Here is a 14191-nt window from a genome sequence, read left to right as displayed (position 1 = left end):
ACCGGTGGGGTCAGGGGATGCGGGCGGTCCATTCGGGGCTGGTGAACTTGGTGGTGGCGAGGTGTTCCGCGCGGGCCATTTCGTCGGTGGTGACGTGGCCTTGGGTGAGGCCGTAGCGGGTGCGGAAGGAGTCGATCATGCGGTCGATGACGGTTTCGCGGTCGAGGCCGGTCTGGCGGCGGAGCGGGTCGACGCGCTTCTTGGCGCTCTTGGTGCCCTTGTCGGACATCTTCTCCTTGCCGATGCGGAGGACGTCGAGCATCTTGTCGACGTCGATGTCGTAGGACATGGTCACGTGGTGCAGCACGGCTCCGATGTGGCCGTCGGGGCCGACCATCCGCTTCTGCGCCGCACCGGCGACCTTGCCCGCGTCGGTGGCGATGTCGTTGAGCGGCTGATACCACGCTTTGATACCCATGTCGCCCAGCGCGCCGAGCACCCACTCGTCGAGGTACGCGTAGGAGTCGGCGAAAGACAGGCCCGATACGAGGGACGCCGGGGCGCTGAGCGAGTAGGTGATCGTATTCCCGCTCTCCACGAACATGGCCCCTCCGCCGGAAACGCGTCGTACGACCTCGATGCCATGCCGGGCTGCGCCTTCGGGGTCGACCTCGTTCCGCAGGGACTGGAAGCTGCCGATGATGACCGCGGGGGCGCCCCATTCCCAGACGCGCAGGGTCGGGGAGCGATGGCCTGCGGCGACCTCCTCGGTGAGGACCTGGTCGAGCGCCATGTGCAGGGCGGGGGGCTGGGGGGCCTCGTGGATCAATTGCCATGCGAAGTCGGCCCAGTCGGTGGCCTTGGCGAGTGCCCGGCGAACAGCGATGGCGACACCCTCGGCGCTGAGGCCGTACATCACCGTGTCGTCGGGCACCGCGGCCTTGATGCGCTGGGTGAGGCCCTCCGCGTCCGTCGTCGCGGGCGCGCCTTCCAGGGCGCGGGTGATGGCGAAGAGCGCCTCGTCGGGCTCCAGGAAGAAGTCGCCGGCCACCTGGACGTCGCGAAGCACTCCATCGCGCTCGTCCAGATCCACGACGACCAGTTTGCCCCCGGGAACCTTGTACTCGCCGTGCATGCCGCTCCGCCTTCCTCGTCACAGACCGCCTTCACGATAGCGCGCGGCTTTCCCGGCTTCCGCTGTGCGAAGGACGCCCGTGGGGAGAGTGCCGATACGGAGAGCGCACGTGCGGAGAGTGCTCCTGCGGAGAGCGCCCGTGCGGAGAGCCGAGCGGCCGGCGCTCGGTCAGCGGCAGGGACCTGATGGCCGGTCAGTGCTACTCGCGGATCGCCTCCACCGCCTCCCGGACGTCCGGGTCCGGGTCGTCGGCGAGGCCGTCCAGCAGCTCCGCGACCCCGGGGGTCGACCAGCGGGCGACCGCCCACACCAGCTCCTCCCGCACCCGCGGGTCGGGGTGAGCGGCGAGGTGGCCCAGCTGGGCGAGCGGACCCCGTCGGCGCATCCCGAACCAGTGCAGCGCCTCCCGCAGCGCGGCCGGGTCGCCGGGGTCACCGGCCGCCGCGACCTTGGCGAGCAGCACCCGCGCCGGCGGCGGCGGGCCGTCCAGCGGATGCGGCAACCGCTCGCGCAGGCGCCGCGCACCGTACTCGCCGCGCACCCGGCACCCGAAGCAGGTGCAGGGGCGGACGCCGTGTGCCTTCGGCCAGTACCGCCAGCCCGCCACCTGCGGCGCGGCCCGCACCCTGTGCACCTCGCGCGGACGGATCGCCCGGGGCACGAACACCTCCCACCCGCGCGGATCTTCCAGCGCCGCGATCCGCCGCACCGCCTCGGCGGCGGTGATGCCCGTCTGGGTCCCCCGCGCGCGATCCGAATAGCTCCCGACCAGCACCCGCTGAGCGTCGTCCAGCCGCACATGGACCGCGACGAGCCCTCCCCGGCTGCCGGAACGGGCCAGCTCGCGCAGCCACTGGTGGGTGAGGGTGTACGACGGCAGTACCGGAAAGCAGTACACCCCGCGCGCTTCGCCCTGCCCGCGGCTGACCGCGCGGATCCCGGAGCGCCGGATGCGCGGCGCGTTGGCCGCCGAGGTCAAGTGCACGAACATCGCCATGGCTTGGCATGCTAGGTGATGGGTTTCAGGGCGTCCCCGCGGGCATCGCGCCGCCGGGCTCAACCCGGGCCGCACGGGCCTCCGCCCGGATCGCACCGGCCTTCGCCCGGCTCATACCGGCCTCCACCCGGCTCACACCGGGTCCAGCTCGTGCCGCGCCTCGGTGTCCAGGCGCCGGGCCACATCGTAGAGGCTCGCAAGGAGGGGGTCGTCGGCGGTGAGTGCCCGCAGCGCCAGGCCGGTCAGCGAGTCGTCCTCGTCGGGGGAGGACCACTCGAACAGGAGGTCGTACAGGGCCTCGCAGGTGTCCTGCGGCTCGGCGGCCAGGCGCACGCCGAGCCATGGCCGGGCCACCCGCAGCCGCAACAGCGCGGTGAATACGGCCAGGGCGTGCCGCGCGGCCTCGGGGGAGCCGGGCCGCATCCGCAGCCGGGCCCGCAGCGCGGCATACAGCTCCGGCAGGCCGAGGCCCAGCACGCGCGTACCCGCGTACGCCCAGCGGTCGGCTCCCGTGCCCCCGCCGTGGGCTTCCCAGCGCGGATCCCACAACAGCCGGGTGAACTCCGCACGTGCGGCCCCGCCGTGCAGGGCGATGCCCAGAATCAGCCCGCCGTTGCAGTCCGTGGACGCGCCGCCCGCACCCCACTCGAGGAGCTTGCCCAGCCATGCCGGGTCGCCCGTCTTCGTGGCCAGAGCCGGCAGGAACTCGGGGAAGAAGGGGGAGCCCCGATGCCGCTCAAGAGCAGCGGCGATCCCGGTCCGCAGACCCTGGCACGGCAGGTGCAGCAACCCCAGGCACGCGCTCATCGCCTCCCCGTACGAGACCTCCCCGTACGAGACCTCGTCGCAGGGGTCTTCCTCGTACGTGCCCTCGACGTGTTCCCACAGCATCCGCTCGGCGGGCTCGTACCCCAAGTAGCCCACCGTGTGCAGGAGTTCGGCCGGAACGCCTTCGATCAGGCGGCCCGATTCCGTGCCTGCCTCCAGCAGGCGTGCGGCGAGCGTCCTGTCTCCGTGCCGGGCGAGCACGGGAAGCAGGCCCTCGCGGGCTCCGGGGTCGTCGACGAAGAGCGGGAGCAGCGCTTCCGCGTCTGCCCGGGACCCGTGGCGCAGTACGACCGCCACGACCCGCGACTCCCATGTCCCGGTCACCTTCGCCGGGTCGTCGGCATACCTGTCGAGCAGCTTCCTCGTCGCCCGAAGGACCGCCACCACGCTCACCACCGCCCACGCACATCATGATCGTCCGGACAACAACGCCGTCATGATGATCGCCCGAGTCCCCGCCTCCACAAGAAGGCGGGGGTGCTCAGGGGGCCTTTGACGGGTCCAGCGGGGCCTTCAACGGGCTTTCAGCGAGCTCAGCGGGGCGGTTCAGATTCCGCCGTCCACGGCGAAGGACGCGCCCGTGATGTAGCTCGCGCCGTCCGTGGCGAGGTGGGCGACCGTGTGGGCCACCTCCTCCGGGGTGCCGTAGCGGCCCAGGGAGGTGAGGGCCGCCTGGGACTCGGCACCCTCGCCGTTCGCGGGGTTCATGTCGGTGTCGGTCGGGCCGGGCGCCACCTGGTTGACGGTGATACCGCGCGGGCCCAACTCGCGGGCCAGGCCCTGGGTCAGGCCCGTGATCGCGGCCTTGCTGGTGGCGTACAGCGTCATCCCCGGGAAGGGGACCCGGTCGGCGATGCAGCTTCCGAGGTTGATGATCCGGCCGCCCTCGGCCAGCTGCGAGGCAGCCGTCTGGGCCACGAGGTAGGCACCGCGCACGTTGACCGTCAGCACGCGGTCGAGCTCCGCGAGCTCCACCTCCTCCAGTGGGCCGCCCGTGCCCGTACCCGCGTTGTTGACGACGATGTCGAGGCGGCCGAACTCGGCGACGGTCCCGTCCACCGCCGCGCGGATCGACTCCGCGTCCGTCAGGTCGGCGCGTACGGTCCACGCCCGGCCGTCGTTCTTCTCGATGCGCTCGGCCGTCTCCTTGGCCCGCTCCGCGTTGGTGTCGTAGGTGAGCGCCACCTGGGCCCCCTCCGCCGCGAGCCGCTGTGCGACGGCCGCGCCGATGCCCCGGCTGCCGCCCGTGACGAGGGCCACCTTGCCGTGCAGGGAGGGGGTGGGGGAGTTGCTGGACATGGTCAATACCTGCCGATACGTCGTGGTTTCCGCCTGAACGATTCAATCCTCCGGCGGTACGGCGGCCGACGCTGGCGGGATCCGGACGCGGCATTTCTGGCGGGGCCGCACGGCGCGCCGCGAGCTGGTGCGGCTCTGGGGCAACGCATGGTGCGGCCCTGCGAAATGCCTCGCGCGGCCCTGGGCAACGGCGGGTGCGCCCCTAGGAAACGGCCGCGGCCGACTCGTCCAGCGGGGTCGTCTCCCATGCCCGCGCCCGCTGGGTGCGCAGCAGCGGCAGAGGGCTGTCGTCCACCCCGGCGAGCCGGGCGGCCAGCCGGACGAGCGTGTCGCAGCGCACCAGTTGGAGTGCCCGCGCGCACATCCCGGTGCCGTAGCCCGCGTTCGCGGCCACCCGGAGCGCGGCCGTCGCGCCGATCGACAGCGCCAGCCCCGCGATGTCCTCAGCGGGGTCGCCGAGCACCGCGTCCGTCCAGTCCAGCACCCCGCTCACCCGCCCGGCCGGGGTCAGGAGCAGGTGCTCGCCCTTGAGGTCGTGGTGCACCAGCGCCGTCGGCGTCCCGGCGGCCGGCGTCGCGGGGCGGACGGTCTCCAGCCGCCGGAGAGCGGCGAGTTCGGCCTCGCGCCCCCGTACCGCCCCGCGCGCCCGTTCCGCGCCCGTCCACACCGCCGTCACCTGTCGCGGTGCGGTGCGGGGCACGCCGAGTGCCTCCGCCTCTCGTACGGGGAAGTCCGCGAGCCCCGACAGCAGTGCCGCCAGGTCCCGTTCGCCCGCCGCCGGCACCGGCCGCTGCTCGGCGGATTCACCTGCCGGCGCGAGGTCGAGCGTGTACGTGCGGCCCTCGTCCCACTCACCCGTGGCCGCACTGCGCGGCACCGGCACGCTCAGCTTCGCGGCGACGGCCTCGCGCAGTGCTGCCTCGCGGCGCTGGCGGGCGGAGGCCGCGCGGTCGGGCGCCAGCCGCAGCACATAGCGGTCGCCCACCCGCCATGTCGCGTGTTCGCCGCCCTCGTGGACGGGCTCGATCCGCCGCTCCTTCTCGGGATCCCCGGCGAGCACCCGGTCGACGAGGCGGCGCACGGTGTCGGCCGAAGGAGGCCGTGTCATCCCGCTCAGCCTGCCGCGCCGGAGGGCTCCAGCCCCTCCAGCAGCTTCGGCAGGGCCTCGCCGATGGGCTCGCGCACGACCTCGTCGGCGAGCGGGTCGTAGGGCGTGGGCTCCGCGTTGACGATGATGAGCCGGGCGCCGTTCTCCGCCGCGAGGCCCGCCAGTGAGGCGGCGGGCTGCACCTGGAGGCTGGTGCCCACGGCGATGAAGACCTCACACGCCTTGGTGACGGCCACGGCCTGCGTCAGCACCTCGGAGTCGAGCTGCTGGCCGAACATCACCGTCGCGGACTTGAGGATGCCGCCGCACTCCTCGCACGCGGGGTCCTCCTCACCCGCCGCCACCCGCTCCAGCGCACGCTCCATCGTCGAGCGCGCACCGCAGACCGTGCACAGGACGGTGCGGGCGTTGCCGTGCAGCTCCAGGACCTTGCGGTCCGGGACCCCCGCTGCCTGGTGCAGGCCGTCCACGTTCTGGGTGATGACGCGTACGGGCGCACCGGAGCGATCCAGGCGCGCGACGGCGGCGTGCGCGGCGTTCGGCCGCGCGCGCCATACGGGGCTCTCGCCGCGCATCCGCCACGAGCGGCGCCTGATGTCGGGGTCGGACATGTAGTACTCGTACGTGACGAGCTTTTCCGCCTCCGGGTCCCGCCGCCACATCCCTTGCGGCCCCCGGTAGTCGGGGATACCCGAGTCGGTGGAGATCCCGGCCCCGCTCAGGACGGCCACCAGCGGCGCGTTCTTCGGTGCACCCATGACCCCAGCGTAAGCCGGTCCCGGGCCCCGCCCCGGCCGTCGGACGAGGGCACCCCTTCAGACCACCCCCGCAGGAACCCGGTTGGCCGGATCCCGCCCCGGTCCGTGCTTCCATGGGCGTGTGATCGACAACGAACCGACGGACGAGCTGACAGCGGCGGTGGAACGGGCGGTCCGTGCCGCCGTCGAGGACGAGGTCATGCCGCGCTGGCGGCAACTGGCCGAGGACGAGGTCACGACCAAGACCGGCAGCCACGACCTGGTCACCGTCGCCGACCAGCGGGCCGAGCGCCAACTCGCCGACGCGCTCGCCGCGTTGCTGCCCGGCTCCGCCGTCGTCGGCGAGGAGGGCGTGCACGCGAACCCGTCCTCCTACGAGGCGCTGGAGGAGGAGGCGCCCGTATGGATCATCGACCCCATCGACGGCACCCGGCAGTTCGTGGCGGGTGACGAGGGGTTCTGCACCATGGTCGCCCTCGCCCAGCGTGGGGAGACCCTCGCCGCGTGGATCCACGCGCCCGCGCTCGGCCGCACCGCCGTGGCCCGGCGCGGGCGCGGCGCGCTGCTCAACGGCGAGCCCCTGCACGCGGGTTCCCCCGCGCCGGGCGCCACCTTGCGCGTCGCCGTCTCCCACCCCGACTTCACCGACGAGGCCCAGGAGCGCGCCTTGCGCCGACTGCGCACGGAGGGCGTCGCGCCCCGCCCCACCGGCTCGGCGGGCCTGGAGTATCTCGCCGTCGCGGCGGGGGACCTCGACGCGGTCGCCTACAGCTGGGAGGCTGCCTGGGACCACGCCGCCGGGCTGCTCATGGTCGCCGAGGCGGGCGGTGCCAGCGGCACCGTCGACGGGGTGCCGTTCCGCCTCGCGGGCGGCAACGCACTGCCCTTCACCGCCGCACGTGATGCCCAGGTGGCCCGGCGTATGGTGGGGCTCCTGCGTGACGGAAGCGACACGAGCCCTCTGTGAGCAGGGGCGGGCGAGGGGAGCCGAAAGTGCCATCGATCCGGGACGCGGTCGTGGTCGGAGCCGGGCCCAACGGCCTGACCGCCGCCGTCGAACTGGCCCGCCGCGGCTTCGAGGTCGAGCTGTTCGAGGCCAAGGACACCGTCGGCGGCGGCGCCCGCACCGAGGAGCTGACCCTCCCCGGCTTCCGGCACGACCCCTGCTCCGCCGTCCACCCCACCGGTGCGGGCTCACCCGCCTTCCGCGGCATGCCGCTGGCGGACCACGGCCTGGAGTGGCTGCACCCAGAACTCGCCATGGCGCACCCGTTCCCCGACGGTTCGGCCGCTGTCCTGGCCCACTCCATCGGCGAGACGGCGGCCTCCCTCGGCCCCCGCGACGCGGGCGCCTACCGCCGCATGGTCGCGCCCTTCACCGGCCGCTGGGACAGCCTCGCCGCCGACTTCCTCGGCTACGGCTCGGCCCTCAACGGACGCTTCCCGTACGACCCCGTCCAGCTCGTCCGCTTCGGCCTGACCGGACTTCAGCCGGTGACATGGACCAGGGCGCGCTTCCGGGACGAGAAGGCCCGCGCGCTGTTCGCCGGGCTCGCCGGCCACGTCATCGCCCCGATGGGCAACCTGTTCATGACGGCGCCCGCGCTCGTCTTCGCGCTCGCGGCGCACGCCCACGGCTGGCCCGTCCCGCGCGGCGGCTCCCAGGCCATCTCGGACGCGCTGGCCGGGTATCTGCGCGCCCTGGGCGGCACGATCCACACCGGTACCGAGGTCAAGCGCCTGGACGAACTCCCGCCCGCGCGCGCGTACATCTTCGACACCTCGCCCACGGCCCTCGCCCGGATCGCCGGGCTCGGCAGCGCGTACGACAACGTCCGCTACGGCGCGAGCGTCTTCAAGATCGACTACGCCCTGGACGGCCCCGTGCCCTGGACCTCGCCCGAGGCCGCGCGCGCCGGGACCGTACACGTCGGCCCCACCATCGACGACATCAACACCGCCATGCGCGACGCGGTCGTGCGCGGGCGCGCCCCCGAGAAGCCGTTCCTCATCACCTCGCAGCCCTCCCTCGTCGACCCCACCAGGGCGCCCGAGGGCAAGCACGTCTTCTGGGCGTACGGGCATGTGCCGGCGCGCTGGGAGGGCGATGCGACCGAGGCGATCGAGCGTCAGCTCGAACGTTTCGCGCCCGGCTTCCGCGACCGCGTCCTCGCCCGCGCGACGGCGGGTCCGCCCGAGCTGGCGGCCCGCAACGCCAACTACGTCGGCGGCGACATCGCCTGCGGCTCCGCGGCCGGGCTGCGCCTGCTGATCCGGCCCAAGCTCAAGCGGGTCCCCTACGAGACGGCGCACCCCTCCGTGTTCCTGTGCTCCTCGGCCACGCCCCCCGGACCCGGCGTCCACGGCATGGCCGGCCACCACGCGGCCCGCGCGGTGTGGCGCCGCCTGCGCCGCGCGGCGGCCTGACCGGCCTGACAGGTCTGACCGCGGGCTGGAACCGCTCCGTCAGATCTCGCCCCCGGCATCGGCGGTCATGTCGCCCCGCTTTGGGGCGATTGCGACGGAATCGGGTCCGGATACGGGCGCGGAGCAAGTCCCCCGTCAAGGGGCCGCCCGGCCCCGGCCCATGGTCGAGCGAGCAGCCGGGCAGATAGGGTCGCACAGGCGCGACTGCCTGTTCGAACGCAAGACAGACCCCAGGGGCAGAACCATGACTACGACGGCGCGGACCACACCGGCGCGCGTGCTGATCGCCGCGGACAAGTTCAAGGGATCGCTGACGGCCGTCGAGGTCGCCGCACGCGTCACCGCCGGAATCCACACGGCACGCCCGGAGACGGAGATCGAGTCCCTGCCGGTCGCGGACGGGGGAGACGGCACCGTGGCGGCAGCCGTCGCGAACGGCTTCGAACGGCACGAGGCCGAGGTCACCGGCCCCCTCGGCGCCTCGGTCACGGCGGCCTTCGCGCTGCGCGGGGACACCGCCGTCGTGGAAATGGCCGAAGCCTCCGGACTCCAGCACCTGCCGCCCGAGGTCTTCGTCCCGCTGACCGCCACCACCTACGGCGTCGGCGAGCTGCTGCTGGCCGCCGTGGACGCGGGCGCGCGCACCGTCATCCTCGGCGTCGGCGGCTCGGCCACCACCGACGGCGGCGCCGGCATGCTCGACGCGCTGGGCGCGAGTCTGCTCGACCGGGACGGCGACTCCGTCCCGTGGGGCGGCGGCGGCCTGCGCGAGCTGGTCTCCGCCGACCTGTCGGGCCTCGACCCGCGCCTGAAGGACGTCGAGGTCATCCTGGCCAGCGACGTCGACAACCCCCTCACGGGCCCCAAGGGCGCCGCGGCCGTCTACGGCCCGCAAAAGGGCGCGGGCGAGGAGGACGTGGCTCTGCTGGACGCCGCGCTCACCCATTTCGCCGAGGTCCTCGGCGAGACGGAGGCTGCCGGTTCGCCCGGCGCCGGGGCCGCGGGCGGCATCGGCTTCGCGGCGCTCGTGGGCCTGCGGGCGCGCTTCCGCCCCGGCATCGAGATCCTCATGGAGGAGCTGCGCGTGGCCCAAGCGATCGAGCGGGCCTCGCTCGTCATCACCGGCGAGGGGTCGCTCGACGAGCAGACCCTGCACGGCAAGGCACCCGCGGGTGTCGCGGCTGCCGCGCGGAGCGCGGGCAAGCCGGTGCTGGCCGTCTGCGGGCGGCTCGCCATCGGCAAGAAGGAGCTGAACGCCGCGGGCATCGAGCATGCCTACGCCCTGACGGACATCGAGCCCGACGTCGCCCGCTGCGTCGCCGAGGCGGGCCCCCTGCTGGAACAGCTGGCCGCCCGCCTCGCCGAAGAGAACCTCTGAGCCGAGGGGCAGCCAGCCCAGCGGCACCGACAACGTCTTCGGGGGAGACCCCGTCCGAGGACTTCCGGCCGCCCCGCGATCGCACCCACCGGACGACGCTCCTTGACGGGGCGAACATTGCCGGTCACGGTCCTAGCCCTGTCGTGGCTGCTGTTCCGCCCAGGAGAGGGCGAACCGTTCGTGGACGGGGGCCGGGATCGCCGGCCGCGCGTCCGCCGCGCCGGACGGCGCGGGACGGGGTGCCTTCGCGGCGATGAGTTCCTTGCGGACGGCGCGGTGGTGGCCGAGGGTCCACATGTTCCAGCGACGGACGGTGCGATCGGCCGGCCGGTCGAGGGCGTGCGTCTGGAGGTGGAGGGCCGCAGCGTCGCGGCCGACGCCGAGGGATGCCGCGACCTCGTCCACCAGGTCCGGGACGCTGACCAGCGGGTTGTTCTCGTACTGGCCCGGCGGGACCGGGGTGGTGGCGGATCGGTCCGCCAGCCGGCGCAGGGCGGCGAGGAGATCGGCGGGGACGCCGGGGGCGTCCGTGAGCCGGTCGATCAGAGTGCGGGCGCCCGCTGCGGCCGGGTCGCCGACCGGGCGGTCGGTGAGCGCCCAGGCGGCGGCCGTTGTGGTGGCCCGCGCCCCGTCGGCGTCCAGGGGCTCCGGGACGCGGCCGGTGAGCAGGGCCGCAGCCCAAGTCTCGGGCAGGCCGCGGTCTGCGGCGAGGGCGGCGGCGTGGCTGCCGTCGTCGATGTACGGGCCGGTGTTGAGGAGCCCGGCCCAGGCGGTGGCCATTCGGTCCGCGGCGGCGGTCATGCCCCCCGGCGCCCACAGTTCGGCCGGGTCGGCGGGCAGGGCCGCCGCGAGCACGGTGCGCCGGCCGACTGTGCCGAGCCGCCCCCGGAACTCCCCGTACGTATGGACGGCGGCCCGGTCCGCCTTGTACGGCTTGGCGCGGAGCAGCTTGCGGTGCTCGTCGTAGTCGTCTCTGCCGGGGAATCCGTCGAGGACCAGGGCGGCGGTGGGGCGCGGCACTCCGGTGCGCCAGCGGAACAGATCCACGGCCTCTTCGGGCACCGGCAGCGGGCCGTGCTCGGCGAGCAGCGCCAGCAGGCGGGGGAGCCGGATGGCGTCGTCACCGGCGATGGTGTGGGTTTCGCACTCCTCGGCGTCGGCGGGCGCCGGGTCGGCGGCGCGCTGGAGGAAGGGGGCGAGGCCGCTGCGGACCGGCCCGGAGGCCACAGTGGCGCCATTCGCGCGGAGTTCGGCGATCCGCTCTTCGGGGGCGCGGCCGGTCCGCCAGGCGCTGCCGGCCTCGGCGAACGGCTGCCGGCTCCATACGCCGAGCAGGGCGGTGAGGGCCTGCCGCTCCTCGTCGGGGGCGGCGGCGCAGGCGGCTCGCCAGGCCACGGCGTCGATCTTGCCGGTCAGTACCGCCCACTCGGGCGGTGCGGCGGGCAGGGCGAGCACCCGGACCTCATCGTCGATCTCCCCGCGCAGGTGCCGGCCGTCGGCGGCGACCGCGGTGAGGAGAGCGGGCTGCGGCTGCGGAGGCTGTGCCTCGTAGGGGTACAGGTCTGGCAGCAGGTCGCGCAGGGCGGGGGTGAGGCGGGTGTCGGGTGCCGGGTCGGGCAGGTCCACGACCGGCCCGGACCGCATGACGGCGACCCGGTGGGACAGCTCCCGGCGGCGGCGCAGCACGTCGGCGGCGAGCCGGGCGGCGCGGTCGACGCCCTCTCGGATTCGCGGGTCGGTCACACCGGACAGGGGGTGGGGCCCGTCATTGTCGCTCCCGGTGCCGGGGTGCAGCAGCCGGCGGACGGCGGCGTCGGTGACGGCCCGCAGGGCCTGGGAGGATGCCTCGTCACGGGGGGTGAGGAAGTGCCAATAGGCGGGCGGCGGCACCGGCCCGGCCTGCTCGCCGAAGGTGGCGCGTACCGGGGAGCGGTCTCTGCTGCCGGGGAAGCCGCGGACCTGCCATAGCAGGGAGTTGTCCTCGGCGGCGTGGCCGCGGATGGTGGTCTCGCCGGTCACGACTGCGTCCTCCCCGCCGAGCGGCAGGGCGAGGACGCCCCAGGGGCGTCGGCCCCAGCGGCGGCTGCGGTAGGAGGCGGTGCGGCCGTCGATGGTCTCCAGCACGAATTCGCGGGGCGACGGCCCGGCGTACGGCGTGCGGTAGCGGACCCGGCAGCCGGTGAGCCGCCCGTCCTGGCCGAGCGGGGAGGGCGGGGCGCCTGGCGGCAGCGCGGCGAGGATCCGATGGTCGGTGAAGGGCTCGGTCCCGGGCGGGGTTTCGGCGGGGCGGTGGAACGCGGGCAGGGTGCGGTCTTCGGTGGGGGCGCCGGTGGCCGGGGCGAGGCGGGCCCAGCCGCCGTGGTCTTCGCCGAACACCTTGGAGCTCCAGACGGCGGATCCGTCGCTCATCTGGTAGTCGCGGTGGCCGATGCCCTCGCGGCCACCGGCGCGCAGGACGCGTTCGCCGTCGAACCGACCGCCGGCGTCGGGAGTTTCGAACTGGTAGCCGAGGCCGCCTTGGATGCTGCCGCCGTAGGGGCGCAGTCCGTACGTCTCCTCCGGTACGAAGGTCTCGCCGGCCCGGTCGGACCAGTAGGCCCTCCTGTGCCACTCGTCCTCGTGTTCCTCGTTCCAGGCGACGAGGAACCGGTCGCCGACCCAGTGCGCGGTGTGGGAGCGGGAGGCGCCTGGCAGCTCCAGGCTGTGGTCGCCGCGTCGGCCGGCGTGATCGACGGCGATGACGCGTGCGTCCCCGTACACGGTGAGTACCGGCCAGGTGCACGTGACGTGCACGGTCTCGTCGGGCCGGAACTCGGCGAGTGCCTGCTCCAGGGCGGGCCAGCCCAGCTCCTCGGGCAGTCCGGCGCGCAGGGCGCGGGTCAGCGGGCCGGTGAGGTCGAGGGCTTCGAGGGCTTCCTCGATGCCGTCCAGGGCGACAGCGGTGGGCCGGTCGAGGAGGTCGCGCAGTTCCTCGACGGCCTCGTCGGCGGCGGCGAGTCCGCCGTCGCGCAGGGCCTCCAGCAGCTTCTCGACCCGGGCGTGCACCTCGGTGGCCACGCCCGGGTTGTGCGGGAGCCGGGTGATGGCGGTGCCGCCGCTGGTGCGGAGGCCGGCGTGCACGGTGCCCTCCAGCCGGGGCCCGAACACCGGGTCGGCGGCGAGCGCTTTGAGGTCCCGCTGCGAGCGCTCGCCCCAGAACTCCAGACGGACGGCGGGGCCGGGGTCCTCGACGGGTATGCCCTCGGCGAGGCAGAGGTCGAGCAGGTCGGCGTCCAGGTGGGGCCACCGGTAGCGGTCCTCGTGCAGCGGGACGGGGGTGTCGGACGCCCGCAGCAGCGGTGCGAACCGGCCCACCAGATCGAGAAGTTCGGTCGGCATGGGCTGGCGGGTCACACCGCCGCCGGCGACGGTGCGGTGCGAATAGCCGGCGGCGTAGCGGCGGAGCCAGTCGCCGAGGCCGCCCTCGGGGGCGATCCGGCCGGCGGCTGCGGCGTCGGCGGCGCCGCAGCCGATGAGCAGCCGCAGCCAGGCAGCCGCGTCGTTCTTCGACTCGGGGAACAGCTCAAGGAGTGCGGTGGCCTGGTCGTCCGCCGGCGGGTGCGCGGTGAGCGGTCCGGCGGCTGCGTCGAGCAGCCGGTCGGGTACGGCCTTGCCGCGGCCTGCGGCCAGCAGTCCGCCCAGCACCCGGGCCTCCTCCTCGGCGCCGAGGCCGGCGGCGCGGGCCGATTCGCGGACCCGGCGGGCCAGGTCGGCGGGGAACTCGCCGGGCGACGCCGCCCAGGAGGTCAGCACCCGCGTGAACTCGCGGTGCGCGTCAGCAGGTTCGAGGATGTCGGCGAGCCACCCGTGATGGCCGCTGAGTTCGGTGGCGGGCAGGGCGCCGAACCGAGCGAACAGCAGTACGTTCACCTGCCGCCAGCCGGGGTCGACGGGCAGCCGGTGAGTGCGTTCGGCGGCGCGCGCCTGGCCGTACGCACGGGCGGCGGAGCGGCGGTGCGCCGCCAGCAGCCAGTGGCCGATGGTGTCCCAGAACCAGGGCAGATGGGCGGCCGGGAGACCGCGGGCCAAACCTTCCATGTCGTCCACGAACCGCCCGGGCTTTTCCAGGATCCGCCCCCGCTTCCGCTCGGCCTTGTCGAGTACTTCGACCGCGGTGTGCTCGGATCCTGGATCCTGCGTGCGCGCCCAGTCGGCGTAGCTCTGGGAGACGCGGTGGTTGGCCGGGAGCGGGACGGGAGTGTTTGTGCTGCTGGTCATTCCCGGATCTTTTCAGGTGGGACTGACAGCGCGGCAACGACGCCTCACCGAGCAACCGTGCTCG

The 14191-nt window shown here is 74.2% G+C and carries 10 protein-coding genes; 3 read left to right on the top strand and 7 right to left on the bottom strand.

Annotated elements, in window-relative coordinates; all coding sequences use genetic code 11:
* Positions 1-10: 10 nt before the first annotated feature.
* The 6 genes from OHB04_RS08845 to OHB04_RS08820 form a co-directional block, all read right to left on the bottom strand.
* Positions 11-1075, bottom strand: coding sequence for a lipoate--protein ligase family protein (locus OHB04_RS08845; RefSeq protein WP_326687110.1), 1065 nt, complete (start codon positions 1073-1075; stop codon positions 11-13).
* Positions 1076-1274: 199 nt separating this feature from the next.
* Positions 1275-2072, bottom strand: coding sequence for a HEAT repeat domain-containing protein (locus OHB04_RS08840; RefSeq protein ID WP_326687109.1), 798 nt, complete (start codon positions 2070-2072; stop codon positions 1275-1277).
* A gap of 132 nt (positions 2073-2204) precedes the next feature.
* Positions 2205-3287 carry a hypothetical protein gene (locus tag OHB04_RS08835; RefSeq protein ID WP_326687108.1) on the bottom strand — a complete coding sequence of 361 codons (1083 nt, stop codon included), beginning with the start codon at positions 3285-3287 and terminating at the stop codon, positions 2205-2207.
* A gap of 159 nt (positions 3288-3446) precedes the next feature.
* Positions 3447-4199, bottom strand: a complete 753-nt coding sequence (locus OHB04_RS08830; RefSeq protein ID WP_326687107.1) for an SDR family NAD(P)-dependent oxidoreductase — start codon at positions 4197-4199, stop codon at positions 3447-3449.
* Positions 4200-4401: 202 nt separating this feature from the next.
* Positions 4402-5307, bottom strand: a complete 906-nt coding sequence (locus OHB04_RS08825) for an aminoglycoside phosphotransferase family protein (protein ID WP_326807231.1) — start codon at positions 5305-5307, stop codon at positions 4402-4404.
* Positions 5308-5312: 5 nt separating this feature from the next.
* Positions 5313-6065: an SIR2 family NAD-dependent protein deacylase gene (locus OHB04_RS08820; protein WP_326807230.1), complete on the bottom strand. Its 753-nt coding sequence runs from the start codon at positions 6063-6065 to the stop codon at positions 5313-5315.
* 121 nt (positions 6066-6186) lie between these two features.
* Here OHB04_RS08820 and OHB04_RS08815 point away from each other — a divergent pair, with 121 nt between their 5' ends.
* The 3 genes from OHB04_RS08815 to OHB04_RS08805 all read left to right on the top strand — a co-directional run bounded on the left by OHB04_RS08815 (position 6187) and on the right by OHB04_RS08805 (position 9870).
* Complete coding sequence (locus OHB04_RS08815; protein ID WP_326687104.1) at positions 6187-7032, top strand: inositol monophosphatase family protein; 846 nt, start codon at positions 6187-6189, stop codon at positions 7030-7032.
* A 26-nt stretch (positions 7033-7058) separates the two neighbouring features.
* Positions 7059-8492: a phytoene desaturase family protein gene (locus tag OHB04_RS08810; RefSeq protein ID WP_326687103.1), complete on the top strand. Its 1434-nt coding sequence runs from the start codon at positions 7059-7061 to the stop codon at positions 8490-8492.
* Positions 8493-8736: 244 nt separating this feature from the next.
* The gene (locus OHB04_RS08805; protein WP_326687102.1) at positions 8737-9870 is read left to right on the top strand and encodes a glycerate kinase; all 1134 of its coding nucleotides are present in this window, start codon (positions 8737-8739) and stop codon (positions 9868-9870) included.
* A gap of 132 nt (positions 9871-10002) precedes the next feature.
* Here OHB04_RS08805 and OHB04_RS08800 read toward each other — a convergent pair whose 3' ends face one another.
* A complete protein-coding gene (locus tag OHB04_RS08800; RefSeq protein ID WP_326807229.1) occupies positions 10003-14127 on the bottom strand; it encodes a hypothetical protein in 4125 nt (1374 codons plus the stop codon).
* Positions 14128-14191 lie beyond the last annotated feature (64 nt).

Origin of the sequence: Streptomyces sp. NBC_01775, from assembly GCF_035917675.1 — a bacterium.
Taxonomy (GTDB): Bacteria; Actinomycetota; Actinomycetes; order Streptomycetales; family Streptomycetaceae; genus Streptomyces.
Note: the sequence above shows the minus strand (reverse complement) of the source record. Positions and strands in the feature narration are given on the sequence as shown.

Bases quoted from the DNA above. Each gene is read 5' to 3' on its own strand.
- OHB04_RS08845 (WP_326687110.1), bottom strand. From the start codon at position 1,075: ATGCACGGCGAGTACAAGGTTCCCGGGGGCAAACTGGTCGTCGTGGAT.
- OHB04_RS08840 (WP_326687109.1), bottom strand. From the start codon at position 2,072: ATGGCGATGTTCGTGCACTTGACCTCGGCGGCCAACGCGCCGCGCATC.
- OHB04_RS08830 (WP_326687107.1), bottom strand. From the start codon at position 4,199: ATGTCCAGCAACTCCCCCACCCCCTCCCTGCACGGCAAGGTGGCCCTC.
- OHB04_RS08825 (WP_326807231.1), bottom strand. From the start codon at position 5,307: ATGACACGGCCTCCTTCGGCCGACACCGTGCGCCGCCTCGTCGACCGG.
- OHB04_RS08820 (WP_326807230.1), bottom strand. From the start codon at position 6,065: ATGGGTGCACCGAAGAACGCGCCGCTGGTGGCCGTCCTGAGCGGGGCC.
- OHB04_RS08805 (WP_326687102.1), top strand. From the start codon at position 8,737: ATGACTACGACGGCGCGGACCACACCGGCGCGCGTGCTGATCGCCGCG.
- OHB04_RS08800 (WP_326807229.1), bottom strand. From the start codon at position 14,127: ATGACCAGCAGCACAAACACTCCCGTCCCGCTCCCGGCCAACCACCGC.